The sequence below is a fragment of the Sphingobium sp. B8D3A genome (assembly GCF_025961995.1).
Taxonomy (GTDB): Bacteria; Pseudomonadota; Alphaproteobacteria; order Sphingomonadales; family Sphingomonadaceae; genus Sphingobium.
In genome coordinates this window covers 2617268-2640109 of record NZ_JAOQOS010000001.1, presented here as the reverse complement: position 1 = coordinate 2640109, position 22842 = coordinate 2617268, and the positions used below count along the sequence as shown (strand labels likewise).

The window sequence follows — 22842 nt, the reverse complement described above, 5'->3', positions numbered from 1 at the left end:
GCTGAGCGATGGTCACGCGCCGCGATGTGCTCGAAGGCTTGCTGCTGCTCGCCGCCAATGCCTGTTTGCCGGGCGCCGCCGTGGCCGCGTCCGAGAGCGACAGACCCTTGCGCGACCGGCTTTGGTATCGGCGCCCGGCGACAGAATGGACGCAGGCCCTGCCGGTCGGCAATGGCCGGATCGGCGCGATGGTGTTCGGCGGCGTCGGCACCGAGCGGCTGCAACTCAACGAGGATACCCTATGGTCCGGCGGGCCTTATGATCCGGTCAATCCCGCCGCCCGTGCCGCCTTGCCGGAAGTGCGCAGGCTGATCGCGCAGGGAGATTACGCGCAGGCGCATGACCTCGCGAACCGCACCTTGATCGGCCAGCCGGTCCAGCAGATGGCCTATCAGAGCTTCGGCGATCTGTTGCTCAGCTTGCCGGGCGCCGCGTCCGCTACAGTCCCTGACGATTATAGGCGCGTGCTCGACCTCGACAGCGCCACGGCAACGACGACGTTCACGCTGGCGGGCACGCGTCACCGCCGCACGGTCTTCGCGTCCCCTGTCCGGCAGGTGATCGTGCTGCGCCATGAAGTGGGCGGCCCTGCGTCGCTCGATCTCGATATCGGCTTTGCCCCGGCACAGGAGGCGCAGGTGGAGGCGCGCGACGGGCTGCTGCGCATCCGGGGGCGCAATCGTGGCGCGCATCGCGTCGACGGTGCGCTGAAGCTGGCAGGGCTGGTGCGCGTGATCCCGGAAGGCGGCTCGCTCAACGCGCAGGGCGATCATCTGGCGCTGCGTGGTGCGCGGGCGGTGACGGTGCTGGTCGCGATGGCGACGAGCTTCCGCCGTTTCGACGACGTCTCCGGTGACCCGGATGCGCTTGTGCGCGGCTGGATGGTCGATGCGATGGCGCGCAGTTCCGAGCAACTGCATGGCGAAGCGGTCGCTGCCCATCGCGCCCTGTACCGCCGTGTCGAGATCGACCTTGGTGACGACAGCGCCGCCGCGCTGCCCACCGATGAGCGCGTGATCGCCGCGCAGAGTCGCGACGACCCCGGCCTTGCTGCGCTCTACTTCAATTATGGGCGCTATCTGTTGATTGCCTCGTCGCGCCCCGGATCCCAGGCCGCGAACCTGCAGGGCATTTGGAATGAGAGCATCGACCCGCCTTGGGGATCGAAATACACGATCAATATCAACACGCAGATGAATTACTGGCCGGCCGAGATCACCGCCTTGCCCGAATGCACCGAGCCGCTGGTGCGCATGGTGCGGGAGCTGGCGGAAAGCGGCGCCCGTACCGCGCGGGAGATGTATGGCGCGCGCGGCTGGTTGGCGCATCATAATAGCGATATCTGGCGCGCCACCGCGCCGGTGGATGGCGCGCGCTGGGGGATGTGGCCGACCGGTGGGGCATGGCTGTGCACCCATTTGTGGGAACGCTGGGACTATGGTCGCGACATTGCCTTTCTTCGCGATGTCTACCCGCTCATGCGCGGGGCGGCGCTGTTCTTCGTCGATACGCTGCAGGTCGATCCGGCGACCGGCGCGCTTGTCACCAGCCCGTCGCTGTCTCCGGAAAATGCCCATCATGGCGACATCGCGATCTGCGCCGGGCCGGCAATGGACCAGCAGATTTTGCGCGACCTGTTCGATCAGACGGCGCAGGCCGCCGATCTGCTCGGCATCGACGGCGCGTTCGCGGCGGAGCTTCGCGCCTTGCGCCGCCGTCTCGCGCCGGATCGCATCGGCGCGCAAGGGCAGTTGCAGGAGTGGCAGCAGGACTGGGATGCGCAGGCGCCCGAGCCGGACCATCGCCACGTCTCGCATCTCTACGGGCTGTTCCCGAGCCAGCAAATCGACCCGGACGATACGCCAGCGCTTGCTGCGGCGGCGCGGCGCTCGCTGGACTTGCGCGGCGATATCGCCACCGGCTGGGCGACGGCCTGGCGGATCAACCTGTGGGCGCGGCTTGGCGAGGGCGATCGCGCCCACCGCGTCCTGCGCTTTTTGCTCGGGCCGGAGCGGACCTATCCCAATTTGTTCGATGCCCATCCGCCTTTCCAGATCGACGGCAATTTCGGCGGCACCGCTGGCATCGCGCATATGCTGATGCGCAGCCGGGGCGATGAGATCCATCTCCTGCCAGCTCTGCCCTCGGTCTGGCCAAGCGGCGCGGTGCGGGGGCTGCGGGCGCGGGGGGCCTGCAGCGTCGATTTCAGCTGGGCGCAGTCCCGGCCGCGCACGCTCATCCTCACCAGCGCGATCGATACCGAGCGGACCGTCCGCTTCGCCAGCCAGCGCCTGATCGTGCGGTTGAAGGCTGGCCGGCCACAGCAGGTCGACGTGAGCGGCTGGCTGGGCCTCCCGCCTATTTCGGCAGGGTGACGCCGGCGGCGATGGCGAAGTCCGCGCTCTGTACCGGCAGGCCGCTATCGGGCTGAGCCGAGCCGACCGACACGCGATACGCACCAGGGAAGACCTGCCGCACGCCCTCCAGCGACACCGCGCTCAGATCGCGCGGCGAGAGATCGAAGCTGATTTGGCGGGATTCGCCCGGCTTCAGCTCCACGCGCTGAAAGCCACGCAAGGCGATACGCGGGGTGCCGGGCACATCCGGGAAATCGAGATAGAGCTGCGCCACCTCTTCGCCCGCTCGCTGCCCGCTATTGCGCAGGGTGGTCGAGACCCGCACGCCTTGCGCAGCATCGCCCGAGGCCTGCACCTGCAGCGGCTCATAGGCGAATTGCGTGTAGCTCAGGCCATAGCCGAAGCCGTAAACCGGCGTGCCGGTGAAGTAGCGGTAGGTGCGCCCGGCCATGCTGTAGTCGCCGAACGGCGGCAACTCATCCACGCTGCGATAGAAGGTGAGGGGCAGGCGCCCTGAGGGATTGGTCTTGCCGGAGAGGACATTGGCGACCGCGAGGCCGCCATTCTGCCCCGGATACCAGGCCTCCACGATGCCCGCCGCATGGTCCTTCGCCCAGGCGAGGTTGATCGGACTGCCGTTCATCGCCACGATGACCAGCGGTTTACCCAGCGCGCGGGCCTTTTCCAGCATGGCAAGCTGCTCGGCCGGCAGATCGAGCGTGGTCTTGTCGCCACCCTCAAAGCCCGGCACCTTCACCGGCGTTTCCTCGGCTTCGAGATCCGAGGTGAGGCCCACGACCGCGACGACCACGTCCGATTGCGCCGCCGCAGCGGCAAGCGCCGCATCGGCATCGGGGGAGACGCGCTTCCACATCAGGTCGATGCCCGTGTTGATGTGCGAGGTCATGGTGATCTCGATCGGGTAGCGCTTGCCCTTCTCCAGCGTCAGCGTCTTCATCGTCGGCAGGCTGTTCCAGCGCGAGTTTTTGAGGTCCACGAACGGCTTGCCCTCGAGCAGCATCTCGCCGTTGGAGCCGGACAGGCCAAGCCGGTAGGTGCCGCTCTCCGGTGGGACGAGGAAGCCGGTCCAGACCACGCGGTGATGGTCGGAGACGTTCGCGAGATCGAGGCTGCGCCCGGTCACATCGGCCTCCCTGCGGGTCACGACCGGCTTGGTCTGGAAGGTCATCGCCTTGGTCGCGCTGTCGAACGTGCCCGGCGCGAAGCGGGCCGGCGGCGTCTGCGTGGGATTATAATAGCGCGCCAGCAGCCCGGGCTTGCCATCCGGCGCGACGAGCGCCGTCGTCGGCACGCGGTCGCCGTCGGTAAAGGTCTCGGCGAAGGGGGCATGGTGGATCGTCGCGCCGGGCATCGCCTGGCGCAGCCCCTCCAGCACGGATATCGGCGGGCCGGAGAGGGTGGAGGAATAATTGCCGCGCAGCACGCGGGTGGCGTCCGCCAGCGGGCCGATGACGGCGATGCGGGCATCGGGCTTGAGCGGCAGCGCGCCATCATTTTTGAGCAACACCAGGCTCTTTTCGGCGGCCTTCAACGCCAGCGCATTGTGGTCCGGCGCGCCGATGACGGATGGTGCGATGGCCGGCCGCGGCGCAAGACCAGGCAGGTCACCATTGCGCAGGCGGGCGGAGAACAGCCGCACGAGCGCGGTATCGACATCGCTCTGGGTGATGAGATTGCGGTTCAGCGCATCGAGATAGGGCTGGCCCAGCCCGGCGGTGTCGCTCAGCGTCGCGCCATTGCACTCGCTATCGACCCCGGCGCGCATCGCGGCGGCGACCGCCGTGGCGGCATCCGGCGCGTAATGGTGGTTGCGGTTGATATCGGTCACCGCATCGCAATCGGAGACGACATAGCCCTTGAAGCCCCAGGCATCGCGCAGGTGTGTCTTGAGCAACTCGTCACTGGCGCACGCCGGCTGCCCGTTCACGCGGTTATAGGCGCACATGATCGATCCCGCTTTGGCCTCCACGATGGCGGCACGGAACGCGGGCAGATAGGTGTCCTCCATATCGTGGCGGGAAACGTAGACATTGGCGTGATGGCGCGTCGATTCCGGGCCGCTGTGCACGGCATAATGTTTGGGCGTCGCGATGATGTTGGGCCGTGCCGGGTCAGGCCCCTGCATGCCGGTGATGAACGCCTTGCCGATCTCGGCCGTGAGGAAGGGGTCTTCCCCATAGGTTTCCTGCCCGCGCCCCCAGCGCGGATCGCGGAAGATGTTGATGTTGGGCGACCATGTGTCCAGCCCCGTGCCGATGCGCCCGAGGCGCCCGGTCTGACGCGCCCGCGTATGCAGGCCGCGCATCTCGACGCTGATGATGTTGGCGACATCATGGACCAGCGGCGCATCGAAGGTGGCGGCAAGGCCGATCGGTTCGGGGAAGTTGGTGGTCGGCAGCGTGCCCATCGCGCCATGCAGCGATTCCGTCCACCAATTGTAGCCGGGAATACCAAGGCGCGGGATGGCGGGCGCGACATTCACAAGCTGGTCCGCCTTTTCCTGCGGCGTGAGCTTCGCCACGATGTCTGCCGCCTGCCGCTCCGACTGCGCCATGACCGTGTTGGCGTCGTCCGTCTGAGCGGCCAGCGGCACGGCGAACGCTGCAGCACCGGCGAGGATGAGGGCGCGTAGCGAGGGTGCGGGGGTCATGATCTGTCTCCAGCGTCTGAGTCGGCGAAAGGATGGGGAAGGGCGGTCATGGCGCGGTGCCGTCCATCTGGACCCCGGCACGGGCGATGACGGCGCGCGCCTCGGGCGGCCAGGCTTGCCCGTTGACGGCAATATTATTGGCGAGGTGGTTGTTCAGATAGGCTGACCAATTGCCATTGGCCTCGCCGCTGTTGAACCAGTTACCGGTCGCAAGATTATCCAGATTGGTTCGACGTGGCCGGGCGTCATCCTGCGCATTGAGGTTCACCCACAGACCCACGCCGTCGATGACATTGTGGCGGACGGTGACGTAGCGCGAGCCTTCGTCCAGATAGACGCCGATGCCGCCGGGGACATCATAGATGTGGTTTTCGGCAATCAGCGCGCCCGGATCGGCGGAGAGATGGTAGATGGCCCCGCCGTCCGGAAACCAGCGTTTCACGCCATGAACGCGGTTGCCGAAGATCACCGTGTCGCGCAGGATCGTCGGCGTCTCGTAGATGCGGTTGCCGGGCTGATCATAATATCCGCGCGCCCGGGTCATATAGGCGGTGTTGCCGCCGGGATCATTGGTCCCCCAGCCCCAACCGACATCGATGCCATCATAAGGCGCATCGGAAACTTCATTGTGCAGGATGAGCGTGGCCGAGGCGTAGGTAACCAGAATGGCGGCCTGCTCGCGATAATCCTGCGATACCGTCTCGATGTGATTGTTGCGGATCAGTATGTCGCGGACTGCCAGGTCCGGCGTTGAGGGATGGTGGGCATCGACGGTCGTTCCCCCGACCATGATCGCCCCGCCCGCCAGCGGGCCGAAGCGCGAGCCGCTGACCTCGATCGACTGCGCGGAAAGCCCCGGGCCGCGCACATTCGCCTCCGGGTTGTTGCCGATGCCGAGCGCGATCTGCCCCAGTTGCGCGAAGGTGACATTGCGGAAGGTGATGCGCCGCGCGGCGGAAATCTGCACGGCAGCGGGCTGCTGGCGCCAGTGGTTGCGTTGCGCCTCGAACGCGGCACAGCCCCAGCTGCAATCGCGAACTGGATCGGCGGGATAATTGGCGATGTCGCCTGCGAGATAACTCCCGCTCTGCTGGCTGGCATAGCCCTCGGCGCTGCTCGGCCCACGCCAGCTTGTGTGGCGGAAGGCCAGTCCTTCGAAGACAACGTCGGACACTGGCGCCTCCGCGCTGCCGGCAATGGTGATGAGCGCCTCCAGTCGGGGCACGACGATCTCGTGCCCCTCCGGTGAGTGGCCATCCTGCGGCTTATAGTAGAGCAGACCCTTGGCGGGATCGGCATACCACTCGCCTGCGGCGCGCATGAAGGCGAGGGCATTGGCAATGAAGAAGCGGGCCTTGTTGCCGGAGACCGGCTTGGCGAAGGTGTCGTAGCCGATCAGATTGTTGCGCCAGCCGGGCTGCTTGAGAAGAATGCGGTCGCCCTCGATACGGTCGATGACGGCCCGTCGATCGGTGAAGAAGCCGGTGTTCTCCACGTCCATGCGACTCTGGTCCGGCAAGCTGGCGAGAAAGCGCCACGCCGGATCGACGATTTGGATGCCCCAATCGAAAAAGGCGAAGGCGCTACGCGGCGCCTCGACAGCGGCGCGATGGGCGAGGCGGCCATCGACCCATAATTGGCGCGGATCGCTGCCCTTGCCGATCGACGCCGTCCAGATGTTGCGATCGCGGTCCGCGAGCGTCCAACCCTGCACGATCGACCCGCCGGAGAGCGTGGGCTGCGCGCCCGGCGCGGCTTCCCAGCGGACCATATGGCCGGCATGGCCGCCATCCTCCGCGCCAAAGTGCAACGGCGCGTCGAGGGAATAAACGCCGTCGGCGAGCTGGACGGTGACCGGCCTGTCGCGGTTCAGCCGCCGCACCGCCGCCTGCGCCTGCACCAGCGTGCCGAACGGGCGCGCGGCGCTGCCATCGCCCGTCTCGGTCCCGAGCGGAGCAACATGCAGCACGGCCGGCTCGGCGTCTGGCCGGGGCGATATCTGCACATTGGCGAAGGCATCTTCCGAGTTGGGTGCGCCCCGCGCAGGCATCGCGGGGATGATAGGCGCAGGCGGCAATTGCGCGGCGCCCACGCACGGCCATCCGCAGGTCAATGCGATCAGGACGCGAAGTGGTGGAAGAAAGGTAGCGCTACCCAATAAGCGTGGGACGTGGGGCCGAATGCCGGAAGCCTGTCTCATGCCCCCAAAAGCTCAGACGGGCTGGAGGCCGTAGTCGCGAATCTTGCGCAGCAGGTCGCGATGGCGCGGGAGGCTGGTGCGCAGCCGGTCGGTCTGGCGGCTGTTCTCGCGGATCGCCTGCATCGCGACGGCGGCCTCCGGGGTCAGTGTCTCCGGGGCGACCTCGGTGCGGAAGCCCATGCCGTACAGCACATATTGGTAGCTCGCGGCGGGGAAGACCTCTTCAATGCGATCGAACTCGTCATGGAACCAGGGCGACTGGTAGCGCCACAGGTGCAGCAGGTCCTGCAACCGGTCCGGAATGGTCTCCGGTAGCAGATTGTCGCGCCAGAAGGCGCTGTCGGTGCGCTTGGTCAGCACATAATGCAGCTTGAGAAAATCGATGATCCGGCCCCAGCGATAGCTGGTGGTCTCGTTGAAGCGTCGGGCGATGATGTCCATCACCTCGCGGCAGGCCGGCATCTGCTCGGCGATCATCTTGGCGGAGAGTTCCACCAGCACGATGGCGGAGGCCTCCAGCGGCTCTAGGAAACCGGCGGCGAGACCGACCGCGACGCAATTGCGTTTCCAGAAGATTTCGCGGTGACCCGAGCGGATGTCGATCTTCCGCAACGGAAGGTCCGCGCCCGCCGGGCCGAGATAGGCGCGCAACTCGCGCTCGGCCTCATCCTGCGTGATGTGGCGGCTGGAATAGACATGGCCGATGCCCCGGCGAGAGGGCAGGCCGATGTCCCAGATCCAGCCGGCGCTTTGCGCGGTGGAGATGGTGTGCGTCGCGACCGGGCTGCTCTCGCTCTCATAGGGCAGTTGCACGGCCAGCGCGGTGTCGCAGAACAGGATGTCGCCGCAATCCTTGAACGGCACGCCCAGCGCATCGCCCAGCAGCAGGCTGCGAAAGCCCGTGCAATCGATGAACAGATCGCCTTCGATCTCGCCGGCCTGCTCCGTGTCGATGGCGCGAATGTCGCCATTCTCGGCCAGCATCACTTGCTGCACATCGGCCAGCACATGGCGCACGCCCAAAGTCTCGCAGCAATGGCGCTGCAGGAAGGGCGCGAACTTTCCGGCATCGAGATGATAGGCGTAGTTGGCGGCGCCTTCATATTCCGCCGTGGTGATGAATTTGGGCCCCAGATTCTCGTCGCAGATCACGCCCTGCGGACACACCGTGTCGCAAAAGCTCTGGCCTTTTCCGTTGGCGAGCCAGTGGGGGACGAGATTGACCCGGCCAAAACCCTCCGGGAGGACGAGCGGGTGATAATACCCGTCGTCGGCCGCGCCGGTGGTCCAGCGGTTGAAGCGCGCGCCCTGTTTGAAGGCCGCGTCGCATTCGCGGAAGAAGTCGGTTTCGGATACGCCCATGGTCTTCAGCGTCGAGCGCAAGGTGGGCCAGGTGCCTTCGCCAACCCCGATGATCGGCGTGTTCGGCGATTCCACCAGCGTAACGGTGAAGCTGTGCGGGATGCGGCCGCGATGTCTCGCCGCGATGATCCCAGCCGTCAGCCACCCGGCGGTGCCGCCGCCGACGATCACGATATTCTTGACCGGATGAACCATGACCACTCACATGAACGATGCGGGGGAGCGCAGGAGTGCGCTCCCCCGGCAAGAAGTCAACCCGATCAGTACTTCACGCGGACACCGGCCGAGAAGCGGCGCCCGTAAGAGAAGACATCCAGCGTCTGATTGCTGAACCGCCCGTGCGTGCTGTAGGTCGAATTGTTGAGGTTGTTGGCCTCGACAAACACCGTCGCGAAAGGCGTGACGTCATAGCTGGCCGAGGCATCGATCTGCAGTTGTTGATCGACATAGACCGGCTCCGCACCGAAGGTGCCGCCCTGATCCTGACCGAGCCGGACCAGATATTCGTCGCGCCAGTTGAGGGCGCCGCGGATCTGGAAGCCGTCCTTGTCGTAGAAGGCGATCAGGTTAGCCGACTTGGCAAGGCCGGTGATCGAGAAGGCCGAGCCGTCCGTGCTGGTGGGATCGTAGTTGCGGTTGCTCCACGGGAAGGTAGCATTGGCCTGGAAGCCGAAGCCGCTCTCGCCAAAGACGTGCTGCACGGCGATTTCTACGCCCTTCACGGTGGCTTCCGGCCCGTTGACCTGGCTATTCACGTTGAAGCGCGCAATCCGGCCGGTGCTGGGATCGATCGCATCGTCGATCGACTGCACCGACACACCGCCGACCACGAAGTTGGTGATGTGCTTCAGGTAGAAGTTGGCCGAAACATAGGAGTTGCGCTGATAGTACCACTCTGCCGCCGCATCGAAGTTATCGGAGAGATACGGCTTGAGGTCGGGGTTGCCGCCACTTGCCGAGAGGCTGCCCACGCGCAACGTTCCCAGCGTGACGGTGGGACGCAGCGCGGCGAGGCCCGGACGGGTCAATGTCCGCGAGGCGCTCATGCGCAGCAGCAGGTTGGGCATCACCTCCAGCTTCGCATCGAGGCTGGGCAGGAGGAAGGTGTAGTTGGAACTGCGCGAGATGGTCGTGGGATCGGAGAAGCCGTTGGTCCCCAGCGCAGGGTTCGGCTGGATGAGGGTCGGATCGCCCGACGGGATCGACAGGCCCAGCAGACGGCGCCCGATCGCGTTCGAGGTCAGATGCGTGCCTTCATGCCGCAGACCGGCCGTCAAGCTGAACGGCATGCCGCCCAGATCGGTGTCGAAGGTCGCGCGGAAGAAGATGGCATAGGTCTTCTCGCGGATTTCATAGACGCTGGCCGGATCGAGCGTCGGTGCCACCGATCCACCCGAGGCTTCGAGCAGCTTGTAGACCTGATAGGGATCATAGACGATGACCGAAGGCCCGAGATTGCCCTGATAGCCGGGGATCCAGTTCGCGGTGCTGATGATGCCCTGATAGACGCTGGCCGGCAGTGGCGCGATGCCGCCGCTTGATCCACCCGGGCGTCCGGAAGGCGTGCCATAGCCCGAACGGCTGGCGAACACACCATTGCTGAACGTGCTGGTGTTCTCGCCGTACAGCTTGTCTTCCATATACTGGCCACCGAAGGCCAGCTTGACGTTGTCCTGATCCCAGCGGAGCACGGCCCGCAATTGCTTGACGGTGTCGGCATTGTAGGGCGCGCCGCGCACGATCACGTGCGAACCGATCACGCTGGTGTCAGTAAAGCGCGAGACATTGCCTGCCGGACCGATGTCGTGGATCTGCGGCAGATAGTCCTTGCTGGGGCCGAGGATCGTGACGCCGGTATTGGCCCCCAGGATGGTCGTGCCGCCAGCATTGGTGCCACCGTAACCGATGTCCATGCTGTCATTATAGCCGTTCCGACCCGGATTGCGGGTGCTGCGGGAAATGAAGCCGTCAACATCCAGCTTCAGGTTTTCGCTAACATCCCATTTGACGTTCGCACCGACGGTGTTCGTTTCGAGAATGGTGCGGGTGTAGTTGGCGTTGAAATCCATCGGCGTGCCGAACTGCGAGAAGTCGACGACCGTGCCGTTCTCGTCATACTTCACGTTGCGCAGGTCGCTGCCGTTGAACCAGGCGGCATAGCCGAACGCATTGCTGTGCACGGTCTGACGGCTGAAATTGTCATCGACCGTGATGAGCAGATTGTCCGAGGGCTGCCACTGCAGAGCGATGCGCGCATCGAGGCGCTCGTCCTTGGTGTGGATCTGCTCGATGCCGGTTTGCTGCGGAAACCAGTTCAGCACCGAATTGCGATTATTGGGGTCAGCCCAGGCGGCGCTGGTGGCATCGCTGGTCGGTGTGCAGGTCGGCACATTGGGGCCAGCCTGGCAGGGCGCGAAATTGGCGCCGATCCAGCCCGGTACGAACACGCGGTTAGAGGTGGTGTCCGTGCGCTTGTAGTTGACGTTGCCGAGGATGCCGATCGTGTCATCGGCGAATGTGTTGGAGATCAGCAGGCCGGCAGACGGCGTCACATCCTTGCTGCGCGACTGGTACGAGCCGGAGGCGCGGCCGATGACCTGGAAACCCGGACGGTCGAACGGCTTGGGCATCTCCACATTGATGAAGCCGCCGATGGCGCTGGTGGAGAGTTCGACATTGGGCGTCTTGTAGACGTTCAGCCGGCCGACGAAGTCCGAGCCGATGGTCGTGAAGTCGACACCGCGGTTGCCGATGGCGGTGGAAATGTGGCGGCCATCGACCAGCGTGTCGATGAAGTCCCCGCCAAAGCCGCGGATAGTGACGCCGTCCGCCTCGCCACGGCGACCGTTGCGCTGCACGGAGACGCCAGGCAGGCGCTGCAGGGCGGCCGCGACGTTAGGATCGGGGAACTTGCCGATGTCCTCGGCCGAGATCGCTTCCACGACACCGGCGGACTCGCGCTTGATGTCGAGGTTCTGCTGGAGCGAGGCGCGGTAGCCGGTGACGATGATGTCTTCAGTCGATGCGCTCTGGGGCGCTGCGCTGCTTTGGGCCGTCGCCGGTGCCGAGACGATCAGCGCCAAGGCACTGGGGGCGCCGAGCAGGACCGCCTTGAGAATTGCAGGACGATTGAGATAATCGAAGTTAGGCTGATTGCCTTTCATAACCCCCTCCACTTGTAATCATCGAACGGCTCCGCTGGCCGGTTTCCCGGGCAGAAGACGCCATGAAACGGCATTGCTGCCGCCGGTTTTCACATGATGCGGATAAAGTGGTCCCTTGTCGGCGTGACACGTCACGCTTACACCCTCTCCAGACATCGTGTTTTTCTATGCTTGAACGTTAGTGCGAAAAGGTAGCGCTATCAAGCTCAAATTTTCGGTGTATCTATGGCCCACCAAAGGGCTGGATTATCGACCGAAAACGTCCGATTCCTGCGGTGGATTACAGCGATCGGACTCGCGGTGCGGAGAATAGCGTCAAGAAGCGGGCTCCCGCCATCGCAAGAAAAATGAGGAGAGGGATGGCATGGAAGCAGCACTCGAAATTCTGGATTCGCAGGCCCATCGGCACCTGCGTTTAGGCGCGATTTCGCCGGAAACGCGCAACTTCGTGCCGGTCCTGCCGTCGGAATTTGCGGCTGCTGCGGCGGTCTGCCCGATTCTCTTCGCGAAGAACCCGGAAACCGGCGCTTTCTATGTCGGTGCCCTGTTCGGCTTCAAGGAAGGCGAAAATCTGCTGGTCGACTCGCATTCCGGCAGGGCGCCCTTCCGCTCGCTCGATGAGCAGCGTGAGGCCTTCTTCGTGTCCGGTGAGAATATCGCAATCGACCGGGCCAGCCCGCGCCTAAGCGAAGTGGCGGGCGAGCCTTTGTTCGATGAGGATGGCGGGGCGACATCGACCACGCGGCATATGCAGCGGTTGCTTGGGCAGATCGTCGCCGGCCAGCAGGAGGCCGAGCGCTTCATCGCCACGCTCAATCGCCTGGGCATCATTCAGCCGATCGATATCTCGCTGCGGTTCGACGATGGCGAAACCATCGAGTTGGCGGGCTTATACACGGTCAGCCTCGATCGGTTGCACGATCTTGACGATGCCAGCGTGCTGGCGCTGTTCCGCAACGGCGATCTTCAATTGGCCTATTGCGTCGCCGCTTCGCTCAAGCAGGTTCCGGTGCTTGCCGAGCGTCGCAACCAGATGCTGACGCAGGCCGGCTGATCGGAGAAGCTCGATGGCCGCTGCCATTGCCGAACTGGACCAGGAGGCACTCACCGACGCCGGCGCTTTTCGGCGCCTGCTGGTCGAGCCCTGCCGGCCTGCGGTCATTCGCGGCCTGTGCGCCGATTGGCCCGTCGTCCGTGCGGCGGCGCGGGCGGACGGTGCGCTCGCGGACTATCTGGACCGTTTCGCCACCGACCGGCCGGGAGAAATCTTCATCGGCGGGCCGGAGATTGCCGGGCGCTATTTTTACGACGATGGCCTCGAGGGCTTCAATTTCGAGCGGCGCGAAGTGCCTCTGCGCGAGGGCTTGCGGCAGATCCTGGCGCGCGCCGAAGCCCCCGGCGATGGCACGGTGTATATGGGCTCGCTGCCGGCCAGCAGCTATGTGCCCGGCTTTGAGGCGGATAATGCCCTGCCATTCATGCCGCAGGGCGTGGTGCCGCGCATCTGGCTGGGCAACGCATCTCATGTGAGCTGCCATTACGATACGTTCGAGAATCTGGCTTGCGTGGTGGCGGGCCGGCGGTGCTTCACGCTGTTTCCGCCCGATGCGATTGGCGACCTGTATGTGGGGCCGATCGACCACACCTTGTCCGGTCCGCCCATCAGTCTCGCGGCCTCGGCGCCGGAGGGCGATCCCCGTTACCCCCGCATGGCGCAGGCCCGCGCGCGGGCTGTGACGGTCGAGCTTCTGCCGGGCGACGCGCTCTACCTCCCCAAATTATGGTGGCATCAGGTGGAGGCGACAGCGCCGTTCAACATGCTGGTCAATTACTGGTGGGATGCCTTCTCCGCCGGCCCGGATGCGCCCATGACGGCGATGATGCTGGCGATGATCGCCATCGCCGAGCGTCCGGCGGCTGAGCGGGAAGCATGGCGCGCCTATTTCGACCATTATGTCTTTCAGCGCGAAGGGCATCCGCTTGCCCATCTGCCGGAGGCGCAGCGCGGGTTGTTGGGGCCGCTGCGGCAGGGGAATTACGCGCGCATCCGGGCGCTCGTCATGCAGCAACTGCGCGGTGGCTGACTGGCTGCCGCTGATCATCATCAAAAACAGGAGGATGGGGATGACTATGAAGACAAGCGCAATTCACGCGGCCCTGCTGGCAGGTCTGTGCCTGGCTATGCCTGCCGCGCCTGCTCTGGCGCAGGTTGCCACCAACGCGCCAGCGCCGGTGCCGGGTGCGCCGAAGGTGACGCTCGAGCGTATCAAGGTCCATTCCCCGGCCATCGCAGGGAATCTGGAAGGCGAGTCTGCCGATCGCGATGTCATCGTCGTCCTGCCGCCCAGTTATGCCGCCAACCGGGCCAAACGATATCCGGTCGTCTACGCTCTGCACGGCTATTCCATCGGTGCTGAGCAATGGATCGGCGAAATCCATGTGCCGCAAGTGATCGAGGGTGCGCTGGCCAAGGGCGCGCAGGAGATGATCCTGGTCTTCCCGGACAGCAAGACCATTCACAATGGCTCGATGTACTCAAGCTCGGCGACAACCGGCGACTTTGAGCGGTTCATCTCGCACGATCTCATCGCCTATATCGACAGCCACTATCGCACGCTGGCGACCCCGCGGAGCCGTGGCCTCGTCGGCCATTCCATGGGCGGCTATGGCGCGGCGCGGATCGGCATGAAGCACGCCGATCAGTTTGGGGCGCTCTATCTGATGAGCCCGTGCTGCCTGTCCGCGCGCGATGCCTTTGCGCTGGACGAAGCCGGGCTGGCGCAGATCGCGGCGGTCAAATCCCCCGCTGACTCCGCGAACCTGCCATTCCCGCTGCGGGCGCAGCTTGCGGTCGGCGCGGCCTGGTCGCCCAATCCAAAGAAGCCGCCGCTCTATCTCGATCTGCCAGGCGGCGATGAGGCGCAGCGCAACGCCATTCTGGCGAAATGGGCCGCCAATGCGCCCTTGGCCTTTGTCGACCAATATATCGGCGTGCTCAAAGGCTATGCCGCGATCGCGATGGACGTCGGTGATCAGGATAGTCTCAAGACCGACACCGAGACGCTGCACAAGGTCCTCGATTCCTACGGCATAGCGAACAGCTTCACCCTGTACGAGGGCACGCATACCAGCCATGTCGCGTTCCGATTCCAGGACCATGTGCTGCCGTTCTTCAGTACGCATCTGGTTGCCAAGGCCGGCGCGGCCCGATGACCCTCAGACATGCGTCCCGTCTGTGGCTAGCGGTAGGGGCCGCAGCGGCGGCGCTGGCAGCGACGCAGGCCGTCGCCCAGACAACCCCCGCCGAGTCGCCGCATGCCGCCAGCAGCGCTGCGGTGGATCCGCTGGCGCCCACGGGGCGCTGGAGCATCTATAGCGGCGGGAACGCCCCGCTGCCGCCGATGGGCTGGAACAGCTGGAACGCCTTCACCAGCGATATCGACGAAGCCAAGCTGATGGCCTCGGCGCGGGTGATCGTGGAGAGCGGCCTCGCCGCAAAAGGCTATCGCTACATCAACATCGATGATGGCTGGTGGCTCAAGCGCCGCCAGCCGGACGGGCGGATGCTGATCCGGACCGAGACTTTTCCCTCAGCGGCGACCGCAGACGGTGGCAACAGCTTTCGGCCGCTCACTGACAAGCTGCACGCCATGGGCCTCAAGGCCGGCATTTATTCCGATATCGGCCGCAATTCCTGCGGGCAGGTGTTCACATCGACCTTCCCCAATCAGCCCGAAGGCAACGTGCTGGAGCGCGAGGTGGGCCTTTACGGCCATGTCGATCAGGACATTGCACTCTACTTCAAGGAATGGGGCTTCGACCTCATCAAGGTCGACGCCTGCGGTATTCGCGGCCTGCCACCCAGCGACCCGCGCGTGAAGGCAGGGCAGTATCGCGGCCTCGATCCGCTGATCGACGTGGAGTCGCTCGGGCGTACCGACATTCCGGCCGTCAAGGCGCTGTATGACGAGGTGCGACAGGCGCTGGAGCGACATAATCCCGACCAGGATTATGTTTATTCGCTGTGCCTGTGGGGATCGGCGGACTCGCGGGCATGGTCCCGAACGGTCGGCAACATGTCGCGCACCAGCGAGGATATCTTCCCCACCTGGAGCCGGATGCTGCACAATCTCGACAGCGTCGCGCATCGCCCGCTCTATGGTCACCCCGGCTCCTGGAATGACCCCGACATGCTGTTCGTCGGCACCGGGGATTTCGACATGACCAACCCCGTCCGTGCGCGCTCGCACATGGCGCTGTGGGCCATGGTCAATGCGCCGCTGATCATCGGCTATGATCTGCGCAAGGCCTCGCGGCAGATGCTGGCGATCCTCGGCAATGAGCGGATCGTCGCGCTCAATCAGGACCCCGCAGGCAATCAGGCGGTGCTCGCCTTCGATTCGCAGGATGTGCAGATTTTCGTGAAGACGCTTGCCGATGGCGACAAGGCGGTCGCGGTTTTCAACCGCACGGCCGCGCCCGCCAAGGCGGTGCTGACGGCGGATCATCTGAAGTTCGCGACCAGTGCGCCGGTCAGGCTGACCGATCTCTGGCAGGGCGCAGACCGCCAGTTCACCGGCGAGCAAGCCCTCGACCTCGCACCCTATGAGACGCTGATCTTTCGCGCAGAGGGCGCGCGGCGGCTCGTTGGCGGGCTTTATCTTTCCGAGCAGCCGTCACGGGTCAATCCTGCGGAGGATGGCGTGGTCGTGCCGGAGGCGGACCCGCAAGTGTATCGCGGACTCCTCCCCTGGCGCGGGACCAAGGGTGGAGGCGAGCGCACGCAATATGGCGGCTGGGGCGGGGCACGGTTGGACCAGACGCCGTTCGGGCAGGCCCTGTCCATCGCAGGCACGCACTTCGAGACCGGTCTTGGCATTCTCGCCAATTCGCGGGTGGAGGTGCGCAACGAGGGGTTTCGGCGCTTCGTCGCCTCCGTGGGAGTGGATGACTCCGCGCGCTCCCGCCAGCAGCCGGTGACATTCCTGGTCTACGGCGATGGCAAGCTGCTCGCCCGCTCCAAGCCGGGCCAAGCGGGAGAAGCGGCGCAGTCGTTCGATGTCCCCGTTGACGGGGTCCGCATCATTGAGCTGGTCGCCCGGACGGCGCAGGCTGAGCGCTTTCCCGACCCGGTGACCTGGGGTGATGCGGCGCTGATGGAATAGGCGCCGACACGCTACCACGAGGCATGCCTTCGCTCTCCTCGCCGAGCGATAAGGACCATCCCGCCCGTTCGTCGGTCATCGCATTTCTGTGCGCCTGCATCGCCGAGTTGAGTCGGCGCAAAGTCGTCCTGCCGCATGATCCACTCTGGTTACCGGTGGTTAACGTGGGGGGAGGGGAACCGTTCATCTATGCGCAAGGTTCCCCTGAACACGCAGGAACTCGTGGTGCTTCCTGCGCCGCATTGAAAGGTTCGGAGAGTTCATGACGGAGGGGTTTCTGACAGTCGAATACGCACCTCGCGAGCGGCGGTCGGATGATGCTGCGATCCTGCAGACCCCAGCCGATCGACGAGTAGGAGAAACGCAATGAATACCCTTTCCACCAGTTCCAAGCTTCTTATGACGCTGGCCTTGATGACCGGCGTGGCGTCCGGCAGCGTGCTCGCGCAGACCGAAACCGCCCCTGAGGCGGATGTCTCGACGACGGTTTACACCGATTCCGCCCAGATGACGGCCGGCCCGGAGATCGAGGGGATCATCTCTGCGCGTAATGGCGACCAGCTGCAGATCACCTCGACCGATGGCACGCGCAATACGGTTACCGTTAACAGCTCGACCCGCATTACCGCCAGCGGCGGCTTCCTTGGGCTCAACCGCGATCAGCTGGGTGCCGATCAGCTCCTGAACGGCCTGCCGGTCAAGGTCGACACGGTGCAGGGCGGCGGCGGTCTGGTCGCCAGCAAGATCGACCTCAAGAACCGCGATCTGCGCACGGCGGAAATGATCCGCAATGGCACCTCGCAACGCTTTGAGGAGCAGACGGCCGCGACGGACGCCCTGCGCGCCCGCATGGGTGATATCGACAAGTATAACATCAAGAGCACGACTAACGTGAACTTCGACACCGGCAAGGCGGTGCTCTCGCCGATGGCCAAGCAGAACCTCTGCGCCACTGCCGCGCAGGCTGAGGCGACCGAGAATGCCCTGCTACTGGTGGTCGGCTATACGGACTCGACCGGCGACCCGGAATTCAACCAGACGCTGAGCGAGAAGCGCGCGGCGAGCGTGCTCAATTATCTCCAGCAGACCTGCAAGTGGAAGCCCTACCGCATGCTCGCCCCGGCCGGCATGTCGCTCTCCGATCCGGTCGCTGATAACTCCACGCCGGAAGGCAAGGCCCAGAATCGTCGCGTGGAAGTCCATGTGCTGGTCAGCAAGGCGGTCGACGGCGCCTAAGTCAGGATTGCTCCGGCCCCGTCCATCTCTGGCTCAGTCGAGCCGGCGGTTGGCGGGGCCGATCTGCGTCCGGAAGCGTCAGGGGAGGTCGCCTGGCTCGCCGTCCGCAGGACGCTGCATCGCCGCCCGTGTGTCATCAAGGGCGAGCTGCACGAGAACCTGCATGGCCTCCGCCGCCGCATCTGCGTCCCCGGCGGCAATCGCATCATAGACGCGCATATGGTCGGGCACGGGGTCACGAGGAAGGCCGACGGACCGCTGCTTGAACTGGGTCGTCCAGTTGACGGCCGCACCGATACTGGCGCTGAGCGTCATGAGCACGGCGTTGCCGGTGCAGGCAAGCAAGGCGCTGTGGAAATCCCGGTCCGCTTCCCGCCCTTGCTCGGTCGCCAGCGTGAAGCGGCGCATCCGGGTCAGCGCATCCTTCATCGCGGCAACATCATTGCGATCCCGCCGCTTGGCGGCGAGGCGCGCCGCCTCTGGCTCGACGATCGCTCGCAGCTCGAACAGGTCGCGCACATAATTCACGTCCGGTTCGCCGCCGAACGCCCAGGCCAGCACCATCGGATCGAGCAGGTTCCAGTGACTGCGCGGCAATACGCGCGTGCCAGCCTTGGGGCGGCTTTCCACCAGCCCCTTGGCGGTCAGCACCTGGATGGCCTCACGATAGGCACTGCGGGAGACGTCCAGCGCCTCGGCATTTTCAATCTCGCCCGTCAGCCGCTCGCCCGGCGCGATCCGCCCGGAGACGATCGCCGAGCCGAGATAATGGGCCACAGCCCCGCGGAGCCGCCGGCCCGAGCCCTTGGCCGAGCGGGGAAGCCCGGTCGGGGTGTCGCCCAAACCCCCGTTCCCGGCTGCGCTGTTATCCTGCGTGCTGATAGTCATGCCCCTGTTGCCGCCAGATCGTCTGGACGTTGCTGGAGGCTCAATTAGCGGGACTTGGGGCCTTGTGGCAACAGGAGGGCTGGCGCGGGCACGATCGTGCCTGCCCGCGCCGCTTCTACATCAGGGCTCCAGCGCGATCACCGCGACGGACTTGGCTGGCATGTCGATCGTCAGCTTGCCGCCGCGCACGCTGCCTGTAATCGGCTTGGGGCTGACGGTATTGGGGGCGGCGAAGCTGTTGATGCTGTCCACCTTGGGCGCGGTCAGCACCTCGCCGCGGGCCGAGCGAACGTTCAGCCCTGCGACGTTCACCGTCACCGGCGCGGCGCGCTGGGTGTCGACATTGGTCAGCGCCAGCCACAATTTGCCCTGCTTGTCCTTCGCTGCCACGGCATCGATGCGCGGCATGGTGATGTCTCCATGCTGGAACGTACCGGCCTGGAAACTGACCGGAATGAAGGTCGCATCCTGGAACGGCACATACATTTTGAAGACGTGATAGGTGGGCGTGAGCACCATCTTCTCTTCATCGGTGAGGATCATCGCCTGCAGCACGTTGATCATCTGTGCGATGTTGGTCAGCTTCACCCGGTCCGCATGGCGCGCGAAGATGTTGATGTTGAGCGCCGCGATGATGGCGTCGCGCAGCGAGTTCTGCTGCTGAAGGAAGCCGGGATTGGTGCCGGGCAGGGGCTTGAGCCACACGCCCCATTCATCGACGGCGAGCGAGACCTTCTTCTCGGGATCATATTTGTCCATCACCGCCGCATTGGACTTGATGAAGTCGTCCATCCCGAGCGTTTCCTTGACCAGCCGGGCATAGGCACCCTCATCGAAGGCGTCGCTGGGGTAGGAGGGCGGCCAGCCGCCGGTCGTGTAGCGGTGGAGCGAGAGGCTCTCGATCGACCAGGCCCAGTCATGCTGCTTCCAGGTCTTCATCACCTCCTCGGTGTAGGCGGTATTGTCATCGCCCGGCCCGACGGCGACGCGCAACATGGCATCGGGTTTTCCCTCGCCCTGTTCGGGGTGATAGTTGCGCACGAAGCGCGCATAGAGCTTCATCTGGTCGGCATAGAATTCCGGCCGCATCGCGCCGCCACAGCTCCAGCTCTCATTGCCGAGGCCGAGATATTTGATCTTGTAAGGCTCGCGATGGCCATTGTCGGCACGCTCCTTGCCGGCCGATGTGGTGGGATCGGCGGTCATATAGGCGACCCAATCTGCCGCTTCCTTCACCGTTCCGGAGCCGACATTGACGTTGAGATAGACCTCAGCGCCCACCTGGCCGACGAAATCCATGAACTCGTCGGTGCCGAATGCGCTGGTCTCGACCGAACCGCCCCAGTTCGAATTGATCGAGCTGCGGCGGTTCTTGGCCGAGCCGACGCCGTCGCGCCAATGATATTCGTCCGCAAAGCAGCCGCCCGGCCAGCGCACCAGCGGGGTACGAATGGCGCGCAGGGCGTTGACGACATCGGTGCGGATGCCGCGGACATTGGGAATCTTGCTGTCCTTGCCGACCCATACGCCGCCATAGATGCCGGTGCCAAGATGCTCGGCGAACTGGCCGAAGATGTCGCGGCTGATCGTCGCGCCCGGCTTGGTGGCGTCGATCCGCACCTCGACCGGATCGCCGGCGCGAGCCTGCGCGGCGGCGGGCGTGGTCGCGGCGGTGAAAGCCGGGATGCTCATGGCTGTGGCCAGCAGGGCCAATGTTGCAAATCTCAAAGTCTCTCTCCCCTATTTGAATGTCTTCAGTGCGAATGATCTTTTGTCAGGGCTGCGCCTCGCTGCGGATCGGCAGTTCAAAGCCGGGGACGGGCAGCGCGCGGCCATCGAAGAGATTGACGACGGGGCTGTCGCCCCACGCATAGCGCACCCGGCTGGCGGCAAGGCCATCGTCCTCGATCCACACATCCGATCCCGCGATGCGGGCCTGCGCATAGCGGCAGCTCTCCTGCGCATCGCCGCATAGCTCGAAGCCAATGGGCGCAGAGGTGCTCCATGCGGCGAGGCTGCCCTCAATGCCTGAGAAGCTGATCCTGATCCGTCCCTGCGTCCGCAAGGCCTGCATGGGCATCGGCAAGGGCGTTCCCTGCGCGGCCATGGCCAAGCGAGCGCCGAGCAGCGCCTTGTTGGCAGGGTGGATATCGGTGCGCTCGCCGATGTCGATGGCGGTCACCAAGGCGGCATTGGCATCGCCGCTGACGAAGGCGCGCTGGTGCTCGCGAATGGTCGCCCAGCCGGACGCCGCCGGCGCCAGCTGCGTGGGTCCATAATTGGCAAGCTGCACCACGAGCATCCGCATGTCCTTGCCGAACTGGTGACGCCATCCTGCGGCAAGCGCGGTGAGGCGGCGGGCATAGCCGGGCACGTCCACGTCGCTCTCGCCCTGATACCAGGCAGCCCCGCGCAGCGCGATCTGCCCGAGGGGCGCGACCATGGCATTGTGCATGACGCCGAGGCCGCCATTGCCGTCCCATGGCGGGCGCGGCGGGAAGCTGGGGACGGGGGCGATGCTGTAGCGCCAGCCTTGCGCGAGGGGGATCTCAGCACCGCCTGCGATCGTCAGCTTCAGCCGTTCCGGACCGGTGGTGAAACCGCCCTTGTCCCAGCTGTTGCTGATCGCGACCATGATCTCATTATCGCCCGTGTGGAGAAACGCAGGGGGGACGGCGTAGCGGCGCGCCTCGTCCCAGCTGAACGTATTGCCCACCGCGCGGCCATTGACGAAGGTCATGTCCATGTCGTCGATGATGCCCAGTTCCAGCGTCGCGCCGGCCTTGGCCTGTGCGCCGGTCAGTCGCACGGTGCGGCGCAGCCAGACGGTGCCGGTGGCATCCTTCGCGAGCCGCGTGCCTGTCCAGTCGTTCCACACGCCGATGGCGGGCACATCCTGCCAGCTGAGGATATCCGGCTTGCGCCAGGGCTCGCTCTTCTCGGCCTCGTCCCGATACCAGCGCTCCCATTGCGGGGCGAAGGCGGTGACGGCGCCGAGCGGATCGGTGGCATGTTGGCGCAGCATTGCCAGATCGTCTTTGCCGTCCAGCGCTTCGGCGGCATCCGGCGTGAGCCAGGGCCGCAGTCGCGAGCCACCCCAGCTCGCATGGATGAGGCCGATGGGGACATGCTGCTGCGCCCGCAACGCCTTGCCCATGAAATAGCAGGCAGCAGAGAAGTCCGGCGTCGATTGCGGCGCTGCGGCTGTCCATGCCGTCGGGCTGCCGAAGCGCGTTGCGGGCAGGCTGGCGGTCGCCTTGGGAATTTGCAGGAGGCGCAGGCCGGGATCGCCCGACTGCATGACGACCATCGGGCCGTTCAATGCTCGCGCGACCGGGAACTCCATGTTGGACTGGCCTGAGCACAGCCACACATCGCCGACCAGCAGATCGCGGACCGTCACGGCGCTGCCATCTGCGCCCGAGAGCTGAAGCGTGAGCGGCGTTTCGCTGGCCGGGCGGGGAGGGAAGCGCAGGGTGAAGGCACCGGTGGTATCCGCCGTGGTGCTGGCTTGTTCAGTGCCGAGGGTCGCGCGGATTGTCTCGCCTCGGGCTGCGGTTCCCACGATGACGATAGGCGCATCACGCTGGATGATGGCCTGATCCGTCCAGACCGGAGAAAGCTGAGGAGCGGCCAATGCGCCGCTGGCCGTAAGCAGACAGCCGAGCGCCAGAACAGGTCGGGCATATCCCAAGCCCCGCCGCGCGCCGCACACGCTCATCGTCCTCTCCCCACTCTTTGTTGGTAGCGTTATCATGATTGGCCGATCAGGATTCGGCAACCCCTTACGGTCAGATTT

At 65.1% G+C, this 22842-nt stretch carries 13 protein-coding genes; 6 read left to right on the top strand and 7 right to left on the bottom strand.

The features are described from left to right. Window positions 1-8: 8 nt before the first annotated feature. Window positions 9-2375, top strand: a complete 2367-nt coding sequence (locus M2342_RS12220; RefSeq protein WP_264579290.1) for a glycoside hydrolase family 95 protein — start codon at window positions 9-11, stop codon at window positions 2373-2375. On the opposite strand, the gene M2342_RS12215 is transcribed toward M2342_RS12220, so the two are convergent. The 4 genes from M2342_RS12215 to M2342_RS12200 all read right to left on the bottom strand — a co-directional run bounded on the left by M2342_RS12215 (window position 2359) and on the right by M2342_RS12200 (window position 11754). Beyond that, window positions 2359-5028 (bottom strand): glycoside hydrolase family 3 C-terminal domain-containing protein, encoded by a 2670-nt coding sequence (locus M2342_RS12215; RefSeq protein ID WP_264579289.1) that lies wholly within the window; start codon window positions 5026-5028, stop codon window positions 2359-2361. The two genes, M2342_RS12220 and M2342_RS12215, sit on opposite strands and share 17 nt — an antisense overlap. 46 nt (window positions 5029-5074) lie before the next feature. Then, entirely contained in the window at window positions 5075-7078 is a 2004-nt protein-coding gene (locus M2342_RS12210; protein ID WP_264579288.1) for a right-handed parallel beta-helix repeat-containing protein, read from the bottom strand. A gap of 162 nt (window positions 7079-7240) precedes the next feature. Beyond that, on the bottom strand, window positions 7241-8785 hold the full coding sequence (locus tag M2342_RS12205) for a tryptophan halogenase family protein (RefSeq protein WP_264579287.1): 1545 nt from the start codon (window positions 8783-8785) through the stop codon (window positions 7241-7243). A gap of 65 nt (window positions 8786-8850) precedes the next feature. Beyond that, a complete protein-coding gene (locus tag M2342_RS12200) occupies window positions 8851-11754 on the bottom strand; it encodes a TonB-dependent receptor (RefSeq protein WP_264579286.1) in 2904 nt (967 codons plus the stop codon). Between the two features lie 364 nt (window positions 11755-12118). On the opposite strand from M2342_RS12200, the gene M2342_RS12195 reads away from it, so the two are divergent. The 5 genes from M2342_RS12195 (at window position 12119) to M2342_RS12175 (ending at window position 18155) form a co-directional block, all read left to right on the top strand. Continuing rightward, a complete protein-coding gene (locus tag M2342_RS12195; RefSeq protein ID WP_264579285.1) occupies window positions 12119-12808 on the top strand; it encodes a SapC family protein in 690 nt (229 codons plus the stop codon). Between the two features lie 13 nt (window positions 12809-12821). Beyond that, on the top strand, window positions 12822-13838 hold the full coding sequence (locus tag M2342_RS12190; protein ID WP_264579284.1) for a cupin-like domain-containing protein: 1017 nt from the start codon (window positions 12822-12824) through the stop codon (window positions 13836-13838). 40 nt (window positions 13839-13878) lie between these two features. Continuing rightward, window positions 13879-14967: an alpha/beta hydrolase gene (locus tag M2342_RS12185; RefSeq protein ID WP_319801094.1), complete on the top strand. Its 1089-nt coding sequence runs from the start codon at window positions 13879-13881 to the stop codon at window positions 14965-14967. Further along, window positions 14964-16919 carry an NPCBM/NEW2 domain-containing protein gene (locus tag M2342_RS12180; RefSeq protein WP_264579283.1) on the top strand — a complete coding sequence of 652 codons (1956 nt, stop codon included), beginning with the start codon at window positions 14964-14966 and terminating at the stop codon, window positions 16917-16919. The genes M2342_RS12185 and M2342_RS12180 overlap by 4 nt, the downstream gene beginning before the upstream one ends. A gap of 366 nt (window positions 16920-17285) precedes the next feature. After that, window positions 17286-18155 (top strand): OmpA family protein, encoded by an 870-nt coding sequence (locus M2342_RS12175; RefSeq protein ID WP_264579282.1) that lies wholly within the window; start codon window positions 17286-17288, stop codon window positions 18153-18155. Between the two features lie 78 nt (window positions 18156-18233). Here M2342_RS12175 and M2342_RS12170 read toward each other — a convergent pair whose 3' ends face one another. From M2342_RS12170 to M2342_RS12160, 3 genes are all read right to left on the bottom strand, one after another. Then, complete coding sequence (locus M2342_RS12170) at window positions 18234-19043, bottom strand: FadR/GntR family transcriptional regulator (protein ID WP_264579281.1); 810 nt, start codon at window positions 19041-19043, stop codon at window positions 18234-18236. Between the two features lie 120 nt (window positions 19044-19163). After that, a complete protein-coding gene (locus M2342_RS12165; protein WP_264579280.1) occupies window positions 19164-20735 on the bottom strand; it encodes an alpha-N-arabinofuranosidase in 1572 nt (523 codons plus the stop codon). A gap of 82 nt (window positions 20736-20817) precedes the next feature. Continuing rightward, window positions 20818-22764 (bottom strand): sialate O-acetylesterase, encoded by a 1947-nt coding sequence (locus tag M2342_RS12160; RefSeq protein ID WP_264579279.1) that lies wholly within the window; start codon window positions 22762-22764, stop codon window positions 20818-20820. Window positions 22765-22842 lie beyond the last annotated feature (78 nt).